The sequence below is a fragment of the Shewanella sp. MF05960 genome, from assembly GCF_050849305.1.
Lineage (GTDB): Bacteria > Pseudomonadota > Gammaproteobacteria > Enterobacterales > Shewanellaceae > Shewanella.
The window spans coordinates 72,093-90,581 of the sequence record NZ_JBOZPS010000006.1 but is presented as its reverse complement, the minus strand read 5'-3'; the positions used below and the strand labels follow the sequence as shown (position 1 = coordinate 90,581).

Sequence of the window (18,489 nt, the reverse complement as noted above, 5' to 3'; positions counted from 1 at the left end):
AACCAAGATGAGGCTGGGATAGGTCTAGTATGGAGAAACGCAGATGTGAATATCAGGCACAAAGGTCATCAAAACAGGGTGACAAATGTCATATTGTTGTGCAAATAAAAAAGGCCAACATTACTGTTGACCTTATTTGATTTATTCAATAGACGTCAAATAAGTGAGTTGATTACACCACTTGCATGACTAAATAGCTGGTATAGCCTAGGTATCCCGCGAGTAATACGCCGCCTTCGCGGCGGCCAATGCGTAAGCCACTCCAGGCAAAAGGCAGGACCATAAAGGCGAAAATGAGCATCGCGATAAAGTCTATTTCATTAAAGCCAGCAGCAGACACCGGATGAATTAATGCGGTCGCACCTAAAATACCGAGCACGTTAAAAATATTCGAGCCCACAACGTTACCAATAGCAATGTCGCTTTGACCTTTTAACGCAGCCATCACTGAGGTGACTAGCTCAGGCATACTGGTGCCTATCGCCACAATCGTTAAGCCAATGATGACTTCACTAATACCAAATTGTTTGGCTAAATCGACTGCGCCGTCGACAAATAGAATCCCTCCACCCACAAGCATGGCTATGCCTACAGCTATCAGTAATACTGAAATGAATGGTTTTTGTGGGCTAGTATCTACGTCTAAATCTTCTGGATTATTTTTGGAACTGATATAGCTAAAGCCTAAATAACCAAGGAGTAAGCTAAATAAAATGGCACCGTCTATAAAGCTAACATCGCCATCGAGTAATAAAAACCACACTAAAACAGATGCGGCAATCATGATAGGAATGTCACGTTTAACCATTTGTGATTGCACGGTAATAGGGCGTATCAGCGCAGTTATCGCTAGAATAAGGCCAATGTTGACGATGTTAGAGCCCACGACGTTACCCAGTGCAATACCTGGATTACCGGCAAGAGCTGATTTTACGCTAACAGCGAGTTCAGGAGCGCTAGTACCAAAGGCAACAATGGTTAAACCAATGATAAGCGGGGCAATACCTAAACGCAGTGCAACAGCACTAGCACCACGCACTAATGCCTCAGCGCCAAAGGTTAAAATAATAAAACCGCCAATAATGGATAACGCAATTAACATGATTATGTCTGCCTTGTAAGGGTAAGCGGCGCTACATTAGCACTGCCTATTTAATTGCGCGTATATTGACAGAATATGTCAAAAAAATACACGCTATTAGCGTGTATTTTTTTAGTCTATAAATGCAAAAAATCATTGCAAATTACAACTCATCTTCCCAGCGAATTTTTGCTCCGCGAACACCGTCGACTTTCGCGCTAAATGCTTTTTCAAGCACGTGACGTTTAATTTTAAGTGTTGGGGTTAACACATCATTTTCGATGGTCCATTCATCATTTACAACGACAATAGCATCAACATGTTCATGTGACTCTAAATGTGGATTCACGCTGTCGAGAGTGGCTTTTAATGATGTTCTGACTTCTTCGCGAGGTTGCAGTTTAGAACCTTCAGATAGTTGGACTAACGCTATAGGGTGCGGTAAACCGGAACCAATAACACAAATCAATTCAACGTGTGAGTCTTGAGCTAACTTACGCTCAATTGGCACTGGCGCAACATACTTGCCTTTCGAGGTTTTAAAGTTGTCTTTAACTCGGCCGGTGATTTCGATATAACCGTCTTCGTCAATCTCACATAAGTCGCCGGTATGGAAAAACCCATCTTCGGTAAAGGCAGCAGCAGTAGCTTCTTCTTGAAGGTAATAGCCACTCATCAACCCCGGGCTTTTAACTAACAGTTCACCTTGTTCGGTTCTGCGTACTAGGCTACCTTCAACTGGGCGGCCTACTGTACCAATTTTATTGGCATTAAATGGATAATTGATAATCGAGTAAGCGCTGTTTTCTGTCATGCCCCAGGCTTCACAAATATTCAGGCCGATGGAGTGGTACCATTGTATTAATGATGGTGGAATTGGCGCTGAACCCGAGCCATTCAAGCGAGACTGATCTAAGCCTAAGCCTTTTTTGATTTTGCGCTTAACAATGCTGCTAATAATGGGCAACTTAAGTAATGTTTTAAGCTTTTTCTCACCAATTTTATTAATAATATTGAGTTGGAATACGGTCCATAAACGCGGCACTGAGAAAAACACTGTCGGGCGGCAACGTTGAATATCATCAACAAATGAATCAAGACCTTCGACAAAAGAAACCGTAGAGCCTGAATAATACGATGAGCCTTCAATTGCGACTCGCTCAGTAATATGCGCAAGCGGTAAGTAAGACAGCAGACGATCTGTGGTATTGGTTTTTAAGTCGCGAACTACAGCTTCACATGCCCAAGCGTAGCTAGCAAATGTTTGAATGGCGCCTTTAGGTTTGCCCGTTGAACCCGAAGTATAAATGAGGGTCATCACCTGGTCAGTTGTTGGCAGAGGCTCATCAACTAATGGCTGCCCAAGTGTTAACAGCTGTTCCCAATGGTATTGGGCTGGCATTGTTTCATAAGGCATTGCTAAGCGTAGGATTTCGCCTCCGATAGCGGCTTCTTGTTCTGCCCAGTGATCGAGTTTACCGGTAAATACAGCCTTAACTCCGCTATGCTCAACAACATAACGAATGGTTTCAGCATTAGCTGTCGGGTAAATAGGTACACTAATATAGCCACCGTACATTAGTGCTAAATCGACAATGAACCACTCGGCGCAGTTTTTAGACAGCACGGCAACCTTGTCGCCACGCTCTAATCCTAGGTGACGAAGAGAGCCCGCAATTTGCTGCACTTTTTGTTGAACTTCGCGCCATGTTAAATCTACATATTTGCCGCCAACTGGCTGACGAAGGTAAACACTATCACCTTGTGTTTCTACCCAATGAGACAACATCTCAACAGGAGTTTTAATTAAATTTTCCATAGGCACTTCCATATTCTTTATTGTTATTTTGGCTTTCTTACTGGTCATATTAATGAGCTGAATCGTTCTAACGTCTCAAGCTTGGTTAATCTAAAGCGACTTTGTTTTGGAGGATCGCGCTTTAGCATTTAATATCACACTCTGCCTTCTAGCCTTCGTCTTGGTTAACGCTAATTGTAATTCCCCAGCATGACCAAACAGTTAATGCGTTTGATATTAGTCAGTTTAGTATGGCCATTTTTGTGCGCTGGCGCAAACAGTTTGCACAGTATGTGTGCAGAGTCACGCTGTAATTACGTTATCAGAGTCTGTTGAATAAACAATAGGTATTGAGCAATTACTCTACAGTGAAAAGTCACAGGCAATAAAAAAGGCGCCCAAGGCGCCTTAAAAAATAGCAGTAAATACTGATTAAATTTCCATAATGCCATCCATTTCAACCAATGACCCTTTAGGTAGTTCTCTAACGCCAATGGCAGCACGCGCAGGGTAAGGTTGTTGGAAATAACGACTCATTATTTCGTTTACAGTCGCAAAGTGAGATAAATCAGTTAAGAAGATATTTAACTTAACGATATCACTCATTTTTCCGCCGGCAGCATCACATACAGCGGTTAAATTTTCGAACACTTGTACAACTTGTTCTGCAAAATCATCGCTTACCATGGTCATGGTTTTTGGGTCTAACGGAATCTGACCTGAAAGATAAACGGTACTGCCGACTTTAACTGCTTGAGAATAAGTGCCAATAGCTTGTGGTGCTTTGTCGGTTGCGATGATAATTTTTTCAGCCATGTTGTGTTCTCTTTATGGTTATCTGTTGTTAGCGGTTTCTTGACGTTCGTAGTACTTCAGGTAAAACACGTATTCTGCGCATGACGTTGGCAAGATGGACACGATCTTTAACTGAAATACGTAAATTAATCAAATACACACGACCATCACGTTCTTCGGTACTGAGGTTGTGAATATTAGATCCAGCAGATGCTATGATAGACGTGATTTTAGCTAGCGCACCTTGATGGTTTACAATTTCAACCCGTAGATTGGCTTGGTATTCAGCGCCTTCTACGTTGTCCCAATGTACTGAAATATACTTATCAGGCTCGCCTTGATAGCCGCGAATATTGGCACAGCTTTCCATATGAACAACCAGACCTTTGCCTGGGCTCACATGAGCAATCACTGCATCACCAGGGATAGGGCGACAACAATTGGCGTAAGTGACCAACATACCTTCAGCACCACGGATTGGCATTTGAGGTTTTTCTTTGTTGTTATCATGCGAATCAAACTGCTCACCAACTAAACGTTGGGCAATCACAATGCTCATGGCATTGCCTAAGCCAATATCGGCTAGCAGCGAGTCTAGAGATGTGTGTTTGGTTTCTTTTATGACTTTTTCGAGCAATTCTGCAGGTATGGTTTCTAGCTTGGTATCACCCAAAGCATGATTTAATAAACGTCTACCGAGTGCTATTGCGTTATCACCTTTGAGGCTTTTTAATACTTGGCGAATTTTACCACGCGCTTTACCTGTTACCACAAAGTTAAGCCATGCAGCGTTGGGTCTTGCACCTTTAGCGGTAATAATTTCAACCGTTTGCCCTGAAATAAGCGGTTGGCTTAATGGGTATGCCTGGCGATTAACGCGTGCGCCAACACAGGTGTTGCCAACATCAGTATGAACTTCATAAGCAAAATCGACTGGGGTTGAATTCACTGGTAACTCTAAGATGCGACCTTCAGGGGTAAAGACGTAGATTTCTTCTGGGAATAATTCGGTTTTAACATTTTCAACAAACTCAAATGAGCTACTCGCACTTTGCTGTAACTCGAGCAAGCTTTGCATCCACTTGTGAGCGCGAACTTGAGTGGTGTTTTGTTTTGTCGCATCGGTATTATTTTTATACATCCAATGCGCAGCAACCCCTTTGTCGGCCATTTGGTCCATTTCTTCGGTGCGGATTTGCACTTCAACTGGAACAGCATGCGGGCCAAATAATGAGGTATGTAACGATTGATAGCCATTGGCTTTCGGAATGGCGATATAATCTTTAAAGCGGCCAGGGCGAGGCTTGTAAAGGCCATGCATTGCACCGAGCACACGGTAGCTGGTATCAATAGAATCGACAATAACTCTAAACGCGTAGATATCCATAACTTCTTGAAACTGAAGCTCTTTACTGCGCATCTTACGGTAAATAGAATAGAGGTTTTTCTCGCGACCTTTGACTTTAGCGGGAATTCCGGTTTCTTCAAGACGAGATTCGATAGCCGATTCAATACTGTTGATCAGCTCTTTGCGATTGCCTCGTGCTGCTTTTACCACATCGCGTATGACCCGATGTCGCATAGGGTAATAGGCTTGAAAACCTAAATCTTCAAGTTCGATTTTGATATTGTGAATACCTAATCGGTTAGCTATCGGCGCGTAAATTTCTAAGGTTTCACGAGCAATACGACGACGCTTGTCTGGACGAAGAGCCCCTAGCGTGCGCATATTATGAGTGCGGTCAGCCAATTTAATCAGGATAACTCGAATATCTTGAGTCATGGCCATCATCATTTTGCGGAAGTTTTCCGCTTGGGCTTCTTTTTTGTCGCGAAACTTAATTTTGTCTAGCTTAGATACACCTTCGACTAATTCTGCAACCGTAATACCAAACAGCTCAGTTAACTCTTCTTTGGTGACGGGGGTGTCTTCAATGGTGTCGTGGAGCAAGGCAGCCATAAGCGACTCGTGATCGAGACGCATGTCTGCCAAGATGCGGCTAACCGCAACTGGATGGGTAATATAAGGCTCGCCACTTGTGCGCATTTGCCCTTCGTGGGCATCACGCGCAACCAAATAGGCCTGCTTGAGTAATTCTACTTGTTCCGGCTCTAAATAGCTGGACGCTGACTCTTTTAGACCTTCAAACAGATACAAGTGGCGCTACTCCTTATAAAACGCGGCCTTCTGCAATGGCTGCGACAGCGGCAATTTCAGCTGCTTCACGTTCACGAACAGTTTGGCGCTCATCAGCATCTAAAGTGTTTGAGGTGACTAAACCTAATTCGATTTCACGTAAAGCGATAACCGTTGGTTTATCATTCATCTCATCAACCATAGGGTCTTTACCTTGCACAGCGATTTGGCGTGCGCGACGCGCTGCAACCAGGATCATATCAAAACGGTTGCCGATTTTGTTTACGGCGTCTTCTACAGTTACGCGAGCCATGTGTTGAAACTCCAGTGTTATCTATGGGAAAAAATGACGCAAAATTGTACACTATGACAATTAATCTGCCAAGAGATCAACAAGCATATCATTGTGGGTATGCTGCTGACTAGCACAGGTTAGCCTTTGGCTGCGAATAATCGCGGTTAAATCCGCCAACGCACTCTCAAAGTCATCATTCACAATCACGAATTCATATTGTGAAAAGTGCGACATTTCTGATACTGCCTGCGCCATACGTGAGTCGATGACGTCTTGGCTGTCTTGACCTCGACCCGTTAAGCGGCGTTCAAGCTCGGCTTTTGATGGCGGTAAAATAAACACCCCAATAGCATCAGGCATGAGCGTTTTAACTTGTTCGCCACCTTGCCAGTCGATATCTAAAAATACGTCGATACCTTTTGCTAGCGTTTGTTCTATTACGGTTTTTGATGTGCCGTAATAATTACCAAAAACTTCAGCCCACTCAATAAAAGCATCTTGTGCGATTAATGCTTTAAATTGCTCAACATCGACAAAATGGTAATGTTGGCCGTTTACTTCGCCTGGGCGAGGTTGGCGAGTGGTATGCGACACAGAAACCTGTTTATCGCTGGGTTTATCTTTTAACAGTGCCGAGATAAGAGATGATTTACCTGCGCCGCTAGGGGCTGACACAATAAAAAGATTTCCACGAGTGCTCATAAATTGGGTTTCTCATCCGAATATTCATTAAGAAAGCTTAATATTATACTCGTTAATAGTAAGGTTATGCTAGCGCTATAAACCTTTAGAATTACGTCTAGTAAGTGTGATGCAATAATTGAAATATTGGCATGGGTACTAAGATATGATTTCAATAAAATAATTACTTAAAACACGCGTTGGGTCTGGCTTTATAGGATAAATTCTGTAGGCTTTGCGCTATTGTGTGAAATGACTAGTTGTTGTGTCTTATTTGCCGCGTTTTCCAGCATTGTATCTGTTGTTTTTGTGGCATTGTATAAGGTTAATTCACTGTATTTATGATGTTTTGTATAATCCAACTCAGTAAACCAATATAGGAATGTTTGATGTTAGTAAAAACCCTGCTGTGCCGCGAAGGTCGTGACACGGGTCTAAGGTTAATGGCCATAGTATTTGCGGCATTTGCGTTGTTGAGTATGACAACCATAGTCTTTCCTGCAAGTGTCATCATTTTGATATTCACCTTAATGTCATTACCTGTTGTGGGTTTGTCTGCAATGCGTCGTTTATTTGATGCAAATAAAACCCGTAAATTGGCGATTGTGTGCTTATTACCTGTATTACTTTTTGGTCTATCGGCCTATTTTATGGCGCCATTTGGTGCGTTAGCAGGTTTATTTTTATTTGGTTTGGCTTGTGGCGCTTATTTGAGTTTTTTACCGAGCAAAAATCAAATCCAGTATGTACTAGGTTATTACGGCCCAGATATGGTTATGGCGTCTGTTCCTAGTGCTATGCATCGCCGTCAAGATCCAGTGATGAAAGGCCAAGCGTTAATTACGCCATCCTCAACGGATGCACCTATTAATGCATTTGAACATGTGTCACATGACCATGCGGAGCAACATAATAACGTTGTGCAGGCGGTTGCCGCGAGCCATTCAGTCGTTGAGGATGGCAGTCATAACGTGATGACGAATACTAACTCTATGCACGATGAACCATATATGCATGGTCATGTTGACGATGAACCCGACGGCGATATGTTTTCAACTAACCGTGAACGCAGCCATCAGCCATTATATGTAGATCAAGACGCATTAAAATCAGGGTCCATTACTGAGTTGGCTAAATCGTGGATTAATGTGGCAAAGTCGCATCAGGTAAAGTTGATTCTGGTGGGTAAAATTTTAGCGGGTATAGCGGTTGTTTGTTTAGTCATTTACCTTGTGATGTTAGTGGTCAATACTTTTTCAAATTCAGATGATGAAGGCGAGTCACAAATGACTCAAGGTGTCATTGAGCCTATGAGCATGACCCGGCAAATGGTTAAACTGCCCGACGGTTTTTGGCTTGCACTTGAAGGTGATGTGCTTATTTTGCGCTGGTTGGGTGATGCCGGTGATGCACAGAACTTATGGCGTTTAGCCAGCGCTGTGGGAGATAAAACCTGCGCAAATCTTGAATTTAATGATGGCAGTCAATTTAGACCCATGACAGTCGACTTAGTGGCTGATGGTGCGACAGAAGCCCGATTTACCCCGCTAGATAAAAGTGTCATGGTGAATCATGTGGCATTGCGTGGGAATTTCAAATTGTGTGGCTATGAATTCAGCCTTAAAGGCAGCCAAGCAGCATTAATGCAAAACGCGCAGTTTGAATCATTATTGAGTCAATAGTGTGTAGTGTTATTGTTTGTATGCCACCGCTTGAGAAGCCTCAGTACTAAGTGTCCAAAGCGTTGAGTAAGGTAGGGCTAATAATCGATGGCAATCTCAGATGGAGTGTTTGATTGATTGAGTTTATTAGGCAAGTTGTGTTGCCCCAATTTGGTATTGATGCGGCTAGTGCAACCATTAGCCGCCTTGGTAATGGCCATATTAACCACACCTTTTTGGTGACCGATTCGGTTAGCAAGATAGTGCTACAACGAATCAATACGTCAGTCTTTACCTTGCCAGATGTCGTAGTGAATAATGCCGCTAAAATTAGTCGGCATTTATCATCGAAGCGTCAAAATAATCAGTATTCGTTACATGTTGTCAGTCCAGTGGTAACAAGCTCTGGCGCGCTTAGTCTCAACTTAGATAAGCAAGGTTTTTGGCGCGCGATTGATTACATCGATTATAGCCATACTATTGAAGTGGTGACTCAGGCGCAGCAAGCTGAAGTGGCCGCTTATGCTTTTGGTCATTTTGCAGCAGTGCTCAGCGATATGCCCTCCGATAGCATTGTTGATGTTATCCCCAACTTTTTAAATCTACCTCTGCGTATCAATCAATTAACTCATGCGGTGACAGGTGATCCCCATAGCAGATTATCAGTGTGTCAAAAATGGGCTGATTTCGTGTTGTCGCAAACAGACATTTTGCTAATGTTGGCTGACTTTGAAGCAAAGTTGCCTAAGCGAATATGCCACAATGATACCAAAATCAATAATATGCTCTTTGATAAACGCGATATGTCTAGCCTGGCTATTATTGACTTAGATACTTGTATGTCTGGTTATTTAATGTATGACTTTGGCGATATGGTGCGGGCATTTTGTTCTCCAGAACCCGAAGACTCAACCGCACTTAATCATGTTTACGCTCGGCCTGAGATTATTATCAGTGCTACAAATGCCTATGTAAAAGCGCTAAACACAATTATTACCCCGTTAGAAAAGCAGAGCTTGTGGTTGGGTATTAAGGTGATGGCCTTAATGCTGGGTACACGTTTTTTAACTGACTATTTAAATGGGGATGTTTATTTTACTATTGTACACCCACAACATAATCTAGACCGCGCAATAAACCAGTTAACTATCTATCAAAGCCTAATTAAACAAGAGCCGCAATTAATGCCTTTATTTAGTTAACCTCAGCTTGGGGTAGAATGTTAGATATAGAGCTCTAAATGTCAAAACTTGGTCGATTCGATAGCAAACTAAAGGGCAATTTGATAACCGTTTATTAGCCCGAAATGAGGTTAGTTAACTCAAGTTAGCTTTTATGTCATAGAAAAATAAGGTTGTTTTGATGTCTACTTTACTAAATAAGTATAAATGGATTTTATTTGACGCAGATGAAACGTTATTTCATTTTGATGCTTTTGCAGGATTGAAATTAATGTTTTCGCGTTTTGATATTGAATTTAGTGCTAACGATTTTACGCTTTACCAGCAAGTTAACAAACCACTTTGGGTAGAATATCAAAACGGTTTAATTACCGCTGCGCATTTGCAACATACACGTTTTAATGAATGGGCAAGTAAGTTATCTGTGACGCCTCAACATTTAAATAGCCAGTTTTTAGCGGCAATGGCTGATATTTGTCAGCCGTTACCTGGTGCGCGCGAGTTAGTCGATTCATTAACCGGTAGAGTTAATTTAGGTATTATCACGAATGGCTTTACCGAATTGCAAAGTATCCGCTTAAGCCGTACTGGGTTTCAAGATGCGTTTAGTCCAGTGGTTATTTCTGAACAACTTGGTAAAGCAAAGCCAGATGTTGCCATCTTTAATCATGCATTTAGCTTAATGGGTGAGCCAGAGAAGCACCAGATACTGATGGTGGGTGATAACCTGCATTCAGACATCTTAGGGGGTAATAATGCCGGTATTGATACCTGTTGGTTGAATCATCATGGTGCCGCGGTGAGTGATGATATTGCGCCGAGTTATCAAGTGAGTAATTTGACTGAATTACACCAATTGTTGCATTCAAATTAAACTGTTCGTTAATCATTATTTAAGGCCAATGAGTGCGCCGCTGGAAGATAGTGATATTAAGAAAATAAAAAAGCCATTCGACTGAATGGCTTTTTTATTGAGGTCATTTACAATGACTTATTGGAATAAATCTTCTGCAACATTGTCGATAAAGATATCGCCATTTAGTTGGGTATCTGGGACGTACTCTTTAGGTTCGGTCCCTTCGACAAAATATTCAAACTCGGTTGTATGATCTGTTTTGCGAGTTAATTTACCTGTCGCTAAATCTATCCGTGCAGACACGATTCCCTTTGGTGGAATAACCGCATGTTCAGTTGTGCCTGCAAGCGCTTTATTCATAAAGTCATTCCAGCCTGGACCTGCTGTTTTGGCTCCTGCTTCACCACCTGAAATCTGGTCTGGCTCGCCGTTTGCTACCCAGCTTGAGCGACCTAGCTGACGGCCGTGGTCATCAAAACCAACCCAGAATGTTGCGGTTAAAGTTGGATTGAAACCACTAAACCATGTGTCTCTCGCTTCGTTTGTTGTCCCGGTTTTACCTGCGATATCGTGACGTTTAATCAGTTTCGCGGCGCGCCATGCCGTGCCGTTCCAACCGGTTCCGTGGCTCCAGTCACCACCACCCCAAATAACACTCTTCAGCGCTTCAGTAATTAAGAATGCGGTTTGCTCTGAAACCACCTTTTTAGCAAAGCGTGCATTAGGATTACTACAGACGTTTTCTTCTGCGCTCATTAATGCTGTTTGTGTTTCTAACTTATCAGTCTCTTGAGTAGCAAAGGGTTGCTCTATTTCCGGTTGAGACAACTCATCAGCCATGGCCGCAAACGGGTCTTCAACTTCGACGGCCACTTGAGCAGTATCTTGAGGCATATCGCATGCAATAGCAGGTATGGTTTGCTCAATCATATTGTCATAACCATCAGTAACATGGTCAATAAAATACGGCTCAACCAAATAGCCACCATTTGCAAATACGTTAAAGGCGGTTGCGACCTGTAGAGGCGTTACCGATGGCGAGCCTAACGCTAAAGATTCATTGCGAGGTAAGTCATTAGGATCAAAGCCAAATTTAATCAGCTCTTTAATCGTGTTATCTAATCCGGCATGACGCATTGCGCGAACGGACATCACGTTGATTGATTGTGCTAATCCGACACGTAAACGCGTAGGACCGCCATAAATATCAGGTGAATTTTTAGGACGCCATGCAGTGCCTTGACGAGTATCAGGCTTATTAATAGGCGCATTGTTAATAAGCGTTGCCAAGGTGTAATCTTTTTCAAGCGCGGCAGCATAAATAAACGGTTTAATGTTTGAACCAAGCTGACGTTTGGCTTGTGTTACACGGTTAAACTGGCTCTGGCTAAAGCTAAAACCACCGACCAATGTTTTGATTGCGCCGTTATGCGGCTCAAGTGAGACCGTTGCGCTAGAGACCAATGGAATTTGCGATAGTTGCCAATGCTTACCGTTGTTGCGGATCCAAACTTGTTGGCCAGCGGTGAGAATGTCGCTTGCTTGCTTTGGTGGCAGACCTTGGCGTTTGTCGCTAATAAATTTGCGCGCCCATTTTAAGCCTTTCCATTCTAAGGTGATGAGCTGGCCATCACTATCTAATACCTGTGCTTGTTGTTCACTGACATTCATGACGGCAGCAGGAATAATGCCCTGCATTGATGCTGTACGCTTTAAGGTATCAATAATCTCATCGCGTTGTAATGGGCTATCAGTCCATAACTCGGCTGCAGCACCACGGTAGCCGTGGCGTTGATCGTAGGCGAAAACATTATCGCGTAAAGATTCTTGGGCCATTAACTGCAAGTCAGATGAAATGGTGGTGTATACGTTATAACCGTTAGTGTAAGCGGCTTCTTCACCGAATTTTTGGATCATGTAATCACGCGCCATCTCAGAGACATATGGTGCGTATAAGTCAATTTCTGCGCCATGATATTTAGCCGTTGATGGACTGTTTATGGCTTCTTCATACTCGGCCTGGGTAATATTACGTTTTTCTAGCATGCGGCTTAACACCCAATTGCGGCGTGTCATAGCGCGTTCAGGGTTTCTTATTGGGTTTGCAGCCGATGGCGCCTGAGGGAGGCCTGCTATCATTGCCATTTCTGGTAGTGATAATTGGTTTAACTCTTTGCCGTAGTACACTTGCGCTGCAGCACCTACGCCATAAGCACGGTTACCTAAAAATGAACGGTTTAAATAAAGGGCTAAAATTTCTTTTTTGGATAATGCTTTTTCAATTTTTAAAGCTAAAAAGATTTCTTTTACTTTACGAATATACGTTTTTTCATTCGATAAAAAGAAACCTCGGGCAACCTGTTGCGTAATCGTACTTGCCCCTTGGCTTTTTTTACCTGTGGTAATCAAAATGGTTGCAGCACGGATAATCCCAATAGGATCAATACCTCTGTGTTCAAAAAAACGGGCATCTTCGGTATCAAGTACCGCATTAATTAATTGCACTGGTACGTCATCATACTCAACTGGAATACGGCGCTTCTCGCCAAACTGAGAAATCAGTTTGCCGTCCTGGCTGTATATTCGCAGTGGGGTTTGTAATTGGACCGTTTTTAATGAATTAACATCGGGCAAATCGGGCAGCACATAGAAGTAAGCTGCAGCAATAGCAGCGATTCCTAAAAGTGATAGGCTAAAAAAGGCAATCAATAAACGTTTAAACCACTTCACTCGATAATTCCAAGAAAAAACAAAAATAGTAGTGCTAGTATATAAGCCACAGTGTTTTTGGTGAAGTAAAACATGATCTAGTTAAAATAGTATTTGTAAAATGTCGAAACATTTTATACAAATACTTATAACGAGTTGATTATGTGCTAATCTCTTACAAAATAATAATAGAATTGTGATGACGGACTATGCTTTCTAAACTATGGAAGCGTCAAGCACCTCAGATGGTTGGGATTGATATTGGGTCTCATGAAATAAAAGCCATTTTGTTGAGCAAGACTGCGGATGGATATAAAATTCAAAATCATGCGTCAGTTCCTGTTAGAAAGGGAGCTGTAGTCGATCATGATATTCGTGATTCTGAAGCTGTACTGGAGTCGCTGCGACAGATTAAGCGTATTTTACCTAAGTCGGTAAAATTTGCTGCGGTAGCAGTATCAGGATCTGCTGTAATGACAAAAGTCATCTATATGGATGCAGCGTTAAACGAAGAAGAGATGGAAGCTCAGATTGAAATTGAAGCTGACAACCTTATTCCTTATTCGCTTGATGAGGTCAGTATTGATTTTGAACGACTGAGTGCCAACGTCACCGACCCAACAAAAGTCGATGTGTTATTAAGTGCATGTCGAAGCGAAAATATTGACTCTCGAGTTGACGCATTAGATGCCGTTGAACTGGATGTTAAAGTTGTCGATGTAGAAGCTTATGCATTAGGCCGTTCAGCTGAGTTAATTTATGGCCAATTGCCTGAAGGTGCAAAACAAAAGTCTATTGCAATGGTAGATATTGGCGCCAATATGACAACGTTCTCAGTTGTTGAAAAAGGTGAGACCACGTTTATTCGTGAGCAAGCTTTTGGTGGTGAATTGTTTACGCAATCTATTTTATCGTTTTATGGCATGCCACATGATGAAGCCGAACGTGCAAAAGTGACAGGACAACTACCTCGAAATTATATGTTCGAAGTATTATCTCCTTTTCAAACCCAATTGTTACAACAAATAAAGCGTACCCTTCAAATTTACTGTACCGCTAGCGGCCGTGAAAAAGTCGACTACATTGTGTTATGTGGTGGTACGGCAAAATTAGAAGGAATGGCGGAGCTACTAACAAATGAATTAGGTGCTCTTACCATTGTCGCCGATCCTTTTCAAGGCTGTTTACACGCAGACGATGTCATGAAAAGCCAACTTCAACCTACTATGAGTAAGTATATGGTGGCATGTGGTCTTGCGCTAAGGAGTTATGCTCAATGGCGAACATAAACCTATTACCTTGGCGTGAAGAAGCCAGAGAAAAACAAAAGCGTGATTATATTGGTGTGTTAGCGCTTGTTTTTTTGGTGACATCACTATTGGTCTATTTGTTTCTAAGCTTTTTAGAAGTCGTGACGGATGATCAGCGTCAGCGTAATGCTTATTTACAATCTGAAATTGCTTTGTTAGATACGCAAATTGCTGAAATCAGGAAAATCACTGAACGTAAGCAAGATATTGAACGTCGCACAGAGATTATTCTTAATTTACAACAATCACGTAATTTGCCCACTCATGTTTTAGATGAATTAGTGCGAATTGTACCGCCAGGGATTTACCTTTCTAGCATTGAAAAGAAAGGCAGTATCTTGTGGATAGAAGGCCGTAGTGAGTCAAACAATAACGTGGCCAATATGATGCGGAAGGTGAAAACATCTTCTTATCTAAACGATCCTAATATGCAATCAATCGTGACACAAAACGAAGAATTAAGGCAGTTACAAAGCTTTAAGTTACGTGTCACGATCCGTGATGATTCTCAGGCAACTGCTGTCGATACCAGCCAAGGAGCGAGAAAATGAATCTCGACCTAGATCAATTTAATGATATCGATTTTGAGAACATTGGTGGTTGGCCTAAATTAGTTAAAGTGGTGTTTGCCGCGTTTTTATCGCTTTGTGTTATTGGGGGCAGTTATTATTTATTTATTGCCGACTCAATTGATATTATGGAAGCTGAACAAGCTAAAGAAATTCAATTGCGTGAGGATTTTGAAACTAAATACCGTTTAGCTGCCAACCTTAAACTGTACCGTGAACAGTTAGTGGTAATGGAAGCTCAGTTTGCAGAATTATTAAAAATGCTGCCTTCTGAAAACGAAATGCCAGGTCTACTCGATGACTTAACATTTGTTGCTACCGATGCTGGGTTACGCATAAACAGCTTAGATTGGGATAATGAAATCGAACGTGATTTTTATATCGAATTCCCAATTAAAATGGCCGTAGAAGGCGATTATCATGAAATTGGCAATATGGTAAGCGGTGTGGCAAAACTGCCTCGTATTGTTAGTTTGCACGACTTTGTTATTAAGCGAAACGATGCTGGCGAGTTATCCATGGATATTCTGGCTAAAACGTATCGCTTTAAAGAAGGTGCTGAATTAACACCTGCAAATAAGGGGATAAAATAATGAAATTATTACCTCTTTTTGTAGTTATGGTGTTTTTATTAACAGGTTGTATTGGCGATCGTAGTGATTTAGAGCTATTTGTTACTACTACTAAGGCGCAACATGTCGCACGTATTCCGCCTTTAAAAGAGACACCAAAGTTTGAACATTTTGCATATCAAGCAGAACTTATGCGTAGTCCTTTTGTTCCGCCTTCAAGGGAATTAACAGAAGAAGTTATCGATACGTCTAAAGACTGTTTACAACCAGACTTAAAACGTCGAAAAGGGCGCTTAGAAACCTACGCACTCGACAATTTAAGAATGCGCGGAACACTGAGTGAAGACGGTACAATATGGGCGTTAGTTGAATCAACTGATGCCAATGTTTATCGTTTAGGTGTAGGTGAATATTTAGGGCTTTATCATGGCCGAATTGCTAAAGTAACTCCGCAATTTATCGAAATTATAGAATTAATCCCTGATGGTTCAGGTTGCTGGGCAGAAAGATCCAGTAACTTAGAACTTTCAGGAAAATAACGTGCGAAGGATGAGGGAATAATGGAATCTTCTGCCGCGATGAAAAAAGCAATAACAAACTCATCATTTTGTAGAGCGCTTATCGGTGCAGTATTAATCGTTGGTATTGTGCCAAACGCATTAGCTGCTAATCGTCTTATTGACGTAAAATATCATTCTATGGTGGATCACCAATTAGAATTAGAATTGGTTTTCGAATCAGAAGTGACATCGCCTACGGTCGATCTTTCTGCTGAACCTGCAGAAATTATGCTTAATTTTGCAGACACAATATCTAATTTAAATAAAGGTGTCATACCGGTTGATAGTGTGGGTGTTGAAAAACTTACCGCCCAGCAACAAGGTGGTGATCTGCAAATTATTGTTGCCTTAAATAAGGTTAAACCTTACCAAGGTAAAATTGTAGGTAATAGCTATCGATTAACAATTAACGACGATGTCGCTGGTCCAGATCAAGCTAATAACCCTTTTGTGAATGGTATTAAAAGTATTGATTTTCGCCGCAATAAAACCGGTGGCGGAGAAATATTATTTAATTTAAGTAATCGTTCAGTTGCTGCCAATGTTGAGCAGGTAGGATCTAAACTCGAAATCAAACTATACAATACTGATATTGGTAACGACTTACTGTATGTCATGGATGTACAAGATTTCGCTACGCCAGTGAGCAGCTTTGAGACCTTTAAAGACGATTTAACTGCGCGGGTAATGGTTGATATTAATGGTAACTATGATTACAACTATCGCCAAGATGGTGATGTATTTAAAGTGAGCATTGATAAAGTTGAGCGAGTGTCTGTTGCCAAAGAAGCTAAAAAATATAATGGACGTTCATTATCGTTAAACTTTCAAAATATTTCTGTGCGCACAGTGCTGCAGATTATTGCTGATTATAACAACTTTAACTTAGTGACCAGTGACACGGTTGAGGGAGAGATTACTTTACGTTTAGACGATGTGCCTTGGGATCAAGCGTTAGATCTAATCTTGCAAACCAAAGGTCTAGATAAGCGTATTGAAGGTAATATTTTAATGGTTGCGCCTAGTGAAGAACTGGCGATCCGTGAAAGTAATGACCTTAAAAATAAACAAGAAGTCAAAGAGTTAGCGCCTCTGTATTCAGAGTATTTACAAATTAATTATGCAAAAGCTATCGATATTGCAGAATTACTTAAAACCACAGACTCTACGTTATTATCTAATCGTGGCAGTGTGGCGGTAGATGAGCGTACTAATACTTTACTGGTTAAAGACACGACTGAGATTTTAGAAAATATACACCGTCTAATCGAAGTGCTTGATATCCCCATCAAGCAAGTGTTAATTGAAGCACGCATGGTGACGGTAAAAGATGATGTCAGTGAAGACTTAGGTGTTCGTTGGGGTATTACTGATCAACAAGGCTCTGATGGTACTTCAGGAACGCTTGAAGGCGCAGCAAGTATTGCCGGTGGCGTTATTCCAAATATCAGTGACCGCTTAAATGTCAACTTACCTTCAGCCGCGACTTCAGCATCGAGCATTGCATTCCATGTTGCGAAATTGGCTGACGGTACGGTACTTGATTTTGAATTGAGCGCCTTAGAGCAAGAAAACAAAGGTGAAATTATTGCCAGCCCTCGTATTACGACCTCAAATCAGAAGTCGGCATATATTGAGCAAGGTGTTGAGATCCCGTATGTTGAATCGGCCTCGAGCGGTGCAACTACTGTAAGTTTCAAAAAAGCGGTATTGTCACTGCGTGTGACTCCACAAATCACCCCAGATGACCGTGTTATCCTTGATCTAGAAATTACTCAAGATTCACAAGGTAAGACTGTTTCTACCGGCACAGGTGATGCCGTGGCAATTGATACCCAGCGGATTGGCACTCAAGTGCTCGTCAATAATGGTGAAACAATTGTACTTGGTGGTATTTATCAACAAAATCTCATTAGTAGTGTAAACAAAGTGCCTATTTTAGGTGATATTCCGTTGGTTGGATTTTTGTTTAGAAACACATCAGATAAAAATGAGCGACAAGAGCTATTGATATTTGTTACTCCTAAAATCGTAACAGAGAAATAGTAAGCTAAATCAACATGATTTACGTATGTTGAGTATCAAGAAACCAGCTACTTGTAGCTGGTTTTTTATTGTAAATTGTCCAGCTTTTATAAGCTGGAAATAGCGGTGTTTTATGGCGTAAATGAATTAAATCAGTTTAAATAGCGCCGATGGCTTGCAAGTAATAGCCCTTAACTGAGATAATCCTCCGTCAAGTCTCATTAGAGCAAGGTTAAATTATAGGTCGGCTTGAGTTTAA

General features: G+C 41.6%; 15 protein-coding genes. 8 read left to right on the top strand and 7 right to left on the bottom strand.

Going from position 1 to position 18,489, the window contains the following annotated elements; translation table 11 throughout:
• Positions 1-172: 172 nt before the first annotated feature.
• The 6 genes from ACROAE_RS07780 to gmk form a co-directional block, all read right to left on the bottom strand.
• A complete protein-coding gene (locus ACROAE_RS07780; protein ID WP_432400455.1) occupies positions 173-1,102 on the bottom strand; it encodes a calcium/sodium antiporter in 930 nt (309 codons plus the stop codon).
• A 142-nt stretch (positions 1,103-1,244) separates the two neighbouring features.
• A complete protein-coding gene (locus ACROAE_RS07775; protein WP_432400453.1) occupies positions 1,245-2,900 on the bottom strand; it encodes an AMP-binding protein in 1,656 nt (551 codons plus the stop codon).
• Positions 2,901-3,311: 411 nt separating this feature from the next.
• A complete protein-coding gene (locus tag ACROAE_RS07770; RefSeq protein ID WP_432400451.1) occupies positions 3,312-3,695 on the bottom strand; it encodes a RidA family protein in 384 nt (127 codons plus the stop codon).
• A 28-nt stretch (positions 3,696-3,723) separates the two neighbouring features.
• Positions 3,724-5,832, bottom strand: coding sequence for a bifunctional GTP diphosphokinase/guanosine-3',5'-bis pyrophosphate 3'-pyrophosphohydrolase (gene spoT / locus ACROAE_RS07765; RefSeq protein WP_432400449.1), 2,109 nt, complete (start codon positions 5,830-5,832; stop codon positions 3,724-3,726).
• A 13-nt stretch (positions 5,833-5,845) separates the two neighbouring features.
• Positions 5,846-6,124 (bottom strand): DNA-directed RNA polymerase subunit omega, encoded by a 279-nt coding sequence (gene rpoZ / locus ACROAE_RS07760; RefSeq protein WP_188957460.1) that lies wholly within the window; start codon positions 6,122-6,124, stop codon positions 5,846-5,848.
• Between the two features lie 60 nt (positions 6,125-6,184).
• Positions 6,185-6,808, bottom strand: a complete 624-nt coding sequence (gmk, locus tag ACROAE_RS07755) for a guanylate kinase (RefSeq protein ID WP_432400447.1) — start codon at positions 6,806-6,808, stop codon at positions 6,185-6,187.
• 368 nt (positions 6,809-7,176) lie between these two features.
• On the opposite strand from gmk, the gene ACROAE_RS07750 reads away from it, so the two are divergent.
• From ACROAE_RS07750 to yjjG, 3 genes are all read left to right on the top strand, one after another.
• Positions 7,177-8,469 carry a hypothetical protein gene (locus tag ACROAE_RS07750; protein WP_432400445.1) on the top strand — a complete coding sequence of 431 codons (1,293 nt, stop codon included), beginning with the start codon at positions 7,177-7,179 and terminating at the stop codon, positions 8,467-8,469.
• 113 nt (positions 8,470-8,582) lie between these two features.
• On the top strand, positions 8,583-9,650 hold the full coding sequence (locus tag ACROAE_RS07745; protein ID WP_432400443.1) for a phosphotransferase enzyme family protein: 1,068 nt from the start codon (positions 8,583-8,585) through the stop codon (positions 9,648-9,650).
• 160 nt (positions 9,651-9,810) lie between these two features.
• The gene (gene yjjG / locus ACROAE_RS07740; protein ID WP_432400441.1) at positions 9,811-10,503 is read left to right on the top strand and encodes a pyrimidine 5'-nucleotidase; all 693 of its coding nucleotides are present in this window, start codon (positions 9,811-9,813) and stop codon (positions 10,501-10,503) included.
• A gap of 117 nt (positions 10,504-10,620) precedes the next feature.
• On the opposite strand, the gene ACROAE_RS07735 is transcribed toward yjjG, so the two are convergent.
• Positions 10,621-13,215 (bottom strand): penicillin-binding protein 1A, encoded by a 2,595-nt coding sequence (locus tag ACROAE_RS07735; RefSeq protein WP_432400439.1) that lies wholly within the window; start codon positions 13,213-13,215, stop codon positions 10,621-10,623.
• Positions 13,216-13,403: 188 nt separating this feature from the next.
• On the opposite strand from ACROAE_RS07735, the gene ACROAE_RS07730 reads away from it, so the two are divergent.
• Genes ACROAE_RS07730 through ACROAE_RS07710 form a run of 5 tightly spaced genes read left to right on the top strand, consistent with a single transcriptional unit; the run spans position 13,404 to position 18,251 of the window.
• Positions 13,404-14,483 carry a pilus assembly protein PilM gene (locus tag ACROAE_RS07730; RefSeq protein ID WP_432400437.1) on the top strand — a complete coding sequence of 360 codons (1,080 nt, stop codon included), beginning with the start codon at positions 13,404-13,406 and terminating at the stop codon, positions 14,481-14,483.
• Positions 14,471-15,055 (top strand): PilN domain-containing protein, encoded by a 585-nt coding sequence (locus tag ACROAE_RS07725; RefSeq protein ID WP_432400435.1) that lies wholly within the window; start codon positions 14,471-14,473, stop codon positions 15,053-15,055. Before ACROAE_RS07730 ends, ACROAE_RS07725 begins: the two co-directional genes overlap by 13 nt.
• Complete coding sequence (locus ACROAE_RS07720; protein ID WP_432400433.1) at positions 15,052-15,666, top strand: type 4a pilus biogenesis protein PilO; 615 nt, start codon at positions 15,052-15,054, stop codon at positions 15,664-15,666. Before ACROAE_RS07725 ends, ACROAE_RS07720 begins: the two co-directional genes overlap by 4 nt.
• Entirely contained in the window at positions 15,666-16,184 is a 519-nt protein-coding gene (locus tag ACROAE_RS07715; RefSeq protein WP_432400431.1) for a pilus assembly protein PilP, read from the top strand. The genes ACROAE_RS07720 and ACROAE_RS07715 overlap by 1 nt, the downstream gene beginning before the upstream one ends.
• A gap of 21 nt (positions 16,185-16,205) precedes the next feature.
• On the top strand, positions 16,206-18,251 hold the full coding sequence (locus ACROAE_RS07710; protein WP_432400429.1) for a type IV pilus secretin PilQ: 2,046 nt from the start codon (positions 16,206-16,208) through the stop codon (positions 18,249-18,251).
• Positions 18,252-18,489: the final 238 nt, after the last annotated feature.